This is a genomic window from Syntrophorhabdaceae bacterium (genome assembly GCA_028713955.1).
In the GTDB taxonomy this organism is placed as follows: Bacteria; Desulfobacterota; Syntrophorhabdia; order Syntrophorhabdales; family Syntrophorhabdaceae; genus UBA5609.
Window position 1 is genome coordinate 1 of record JAQTNJ010000314.1, and the last position, 3,174, is coordinate 3,174.

3 protein-coding genes are annotated in these 3,174 nt (G+C 49.2%); all 3 read right to left on the reverse strand.

Annotated elements, in window-relative coordinates:
* Positions 1 to 19 precede the first annotated feature (19 nt).
* Positions 20 to 508 (reverse strand): TRAP transporter small permease, encoded by a 489-nt coding sequence (locus tag PHU49_16305; protein MDD5245573.1) that lies wholly within the window; start codon positions 506 to 508, stop codon positions 20 to 22.
* Positions 509 to 577: 69 nt separating this feature from the next.
* Positions 578 to 1,600: a TRAP transporter substrate-binding protein gene (locus PHU49_16310; GenBank protein MDD5245574.1), complete on the reverse strand. Its 1,023-nt coding sequence runs from the start codon at positions 1,598 to 1,600 to the stop codon at positions 578 to 580.
* A gap of 76 nt (positions 1,601 to 1,676) precedes the next feature.
* On the reverse strand, positions 1,677 to 3,174 hold a 1,498-nt coding region (locus PHU49_16315; GenBank protein ID MDD5245575.1), incomplete at its 5' end, for a class I adenylate-forming enzyme family protein.

Here is a 3,174-nt window from a genome sequence, read left to right on the forward strand (position 1 = left end):
AGCCCGACCGTTACCTCATTCATTTATCACCTCCCGAATGAATCGTCCTTACAAGATCGGCGACCAAAGTGAGACACTGGAGAAAACAACTGAGGCTCAGGCCAAAGGGTATGGGATAGTAAGGGAGTCTGAAACTCGGACTTACCTCTTTTGTCCTTATAAGGTCAAATCCATAGATAATAAAATTATATCCGATAAACGCAAAAAGGACGATGCCCATGCACCGTGTAATGATTTGCATAGTTCTTTTGTTTCCCGGGCTCAGTTTCTCCGTGAGAAAGTCTACATAGACGTGTGCCCTTTTCCATGACGTGTAGGGGATGGCGAAGCCGATCACTACTGAACCGCAGAAGGAGATGATCTCCATGCTCCCCACGATCGGGCTCCCCAGATTCCTCATGATTACATCGAGAAGGGTGATGACCATCATGAAGGCCAACACTGAACCGGCAATAACATGGAAGGTCACGTCAATTTTAAATACGGTATCCAAAAAGATATTTTTCATTCTTCCTCCGTAATGTTTCCCTATCCCCCTATGTTGTCCGGGGGATAGGGAAATGAGGGTTGAGAAGGGTTATGGATGAGCCTTGATATAGTCCTGACAGAACTTCAACGCTTCAGCGCCCGGCAATTTTTTTGCATTCATTGCCTTCACGTATTCATCAAGGATTGGCTTCATCTTTGCGGTGACCTTTGCTTCCTCATCTTTTGATACCTTTATAAACTTTACGCCTTTTTGAATGGCGTACTCTTTTCCTTCCTTGTCCAGCTTATTCCACAAATTGCCCTGTTTTTCTATCCACTCTTCGTTGATCTTCTCGATCGTTGCCTGGTCTTCCTTGGAGATCTGGTTCCATTTGTTTTTATTCATGATGACATACATTGATGTTAGATAGGAGACCGCGTTGCTGTCAAGGCTTGTCTTTACAACCTCCGCAAACCGCCATCCCTTTAAAGCCTCGTTGGGGAGGAGGATACCTTCGACAAGCCCCTTCTGGAGGGCATCGTAGGTCTCTGTAATGGGCATGGTCACCGGCGCTCCGCCAAGCACCTTCACGATGTCGGCATTTTCCGCGTTGGCTTTGATCCTGAGACCCTTTATGTCGTCAAAGGATTTGATCTCCTTCTTCGTATGGAAGGTGCCGGGGGCAACGCCGTGAAGATACATTACTTTGACGTCGTCAAATTCTTTCGGCTTAAACTTTTTATAATACTCGTTGGCCAAGTTTGTTCCCTGGTAGCCGCTTGCATAACCAAGGGGTTGTTGGAGAACCTCGCTAAGCGGGAGCCTTCCCGGTGAATAGGCCAGGAGGTTCTGCGCCATGTCGGCAATACCTTTTACGACGGCATCATAAGCCTGTCCGGGCGGGGCAAGCGTATTGCCGGGAAAATAGCTGATCTTTACCCGGCCGTTGGTCCTTTTCTCGACCTCTTTGATCCATTCCTCGGCCAGTTTGCTGATAGGATGAACCGGTGGGAAGAAATTTGAATACCTCAGCTTGACCACCTTTTCCTGGGCATTTACCGGAATGGTGGATGCAAGAAACACGATAGCTACAACACTTATGATACACCAGAGTACACAATGTTTTTTCATAATAGACACCCTCCTCACATTATTATTTGATGGCCCGTCCTTTTGATATGAAGGACCGTTCATCCTGAAACAATTTTTACTGCTTGCCGGCATTGAGTAACTGTTTCCTTATCTCCCTTTTCAATATCTTGCCCGCAGGACTCTTCGGCAATTCGTTTTGTACGATATAGTCTTTGGGTATTTTGAACCCGGAAAGACGGCTTTTCAGAAAGTTTTTCAACTCCGCTGTTGACAGTGTATGCCCGGCCCTGGGGACTATACAGGCGCAGATGCGCTCGCCCCACTCCTTGTCCGGGACCCCTACGATGGCGCACTCCTCCACTTCAGGCCATGTGTAGAGGACCTCCTCAACCTCACGGGGATAAACATTCTCTCCGCCAGTGATGATGAGGTCCTTCAGACGATCCACGATGAAGAGGTAGCCGTCAGGATCGATATAGCCGATGTCGCCTGAACGGAACCAGCCGTCCTCCGATAATGCGTCACGCGTGGCCTCCGGGTTCTCAAAGTAAGCCTTCATCACATTGCGCCCGCGGATGCAGATCTCTCCATCGAGTCCTTCTTCCAATGCGTTCCCCGAGAAGTCCCTTATCTGGACCTCAACTCCGGGGATCGGGTGGCCTACGGAGCCGATGACGTGTCTTTCCGGATAGTAATGGTTGAAGGTTACAGGCATGACCTCCGTCATCCCATAGGACTCTGAGATCGTTATCCCGGTCCGCTCCTTCCATTCCCTGACAATCTCTTGTGCCAAACTGGCTGCCGCTGAAAAACAATATCGGAGCTGCCCAAGCCTTTTCTCAAGGTTGTTTTGTCTCAAAAGGCGGATATAGACGGTGGGTACGGCGAAGAACTTTGTCACCCGCCCTTGCTCCATCAATCCCAGGACCTGTTCTGTGTCAAAGACCGGGAGAAGTTCCAGACAGCCGGCACAGTGGATTGAGGTGTTCATGATATGTATCTGGCCGAAGACGTGATTGAAAGGAAGAAAGCAGACGGAAAGATCATTCTGGGTGGACCTCTCATAGCCCGCGATGCTGTGACTCGAAAAGATCATACTTTCGTGACTAAGCATGACACCTTTCGGAATACCTGTGGTACCGCCGGTATAAAGAATAGCGGCAGTATCCGAACGGTCTCTCTCTATTGCCTTGAATGATCCCGACCCGGTCTTGATAAGGTGATTAAGGTCCATGTCGCCGTCAGGGCAGATAATCCATTCAAGTCCCCCGCCGGACCCTTTCAGTTTCTCCAGTTCCTTTAACTTGGTTTCAGCGGTGAAGATAATCCGTGGTTTTGCATGATTAACAAGATTGGCAAGCTCCTCGCCGGTGAGCATCCCTGATAGCGTGACCGCTGTTGCCCCGGTCTTCAGAACACCGAAATAGAAAGCGATCCATTCAATAGAGTTTGGCGCGCAGAGCCCTATGTGATCGCCGGGTCTGATACCCAACTTGATGAGACCTGTTGCGATCCGGCTCGCCTGATCGTTTAATTCTCTATACGTAAGCTCATGACCGTTTTGACGGAGGGCAGGACGGTCAGGAAAAAAGAAGGCTGAAAGTTCCAGATTA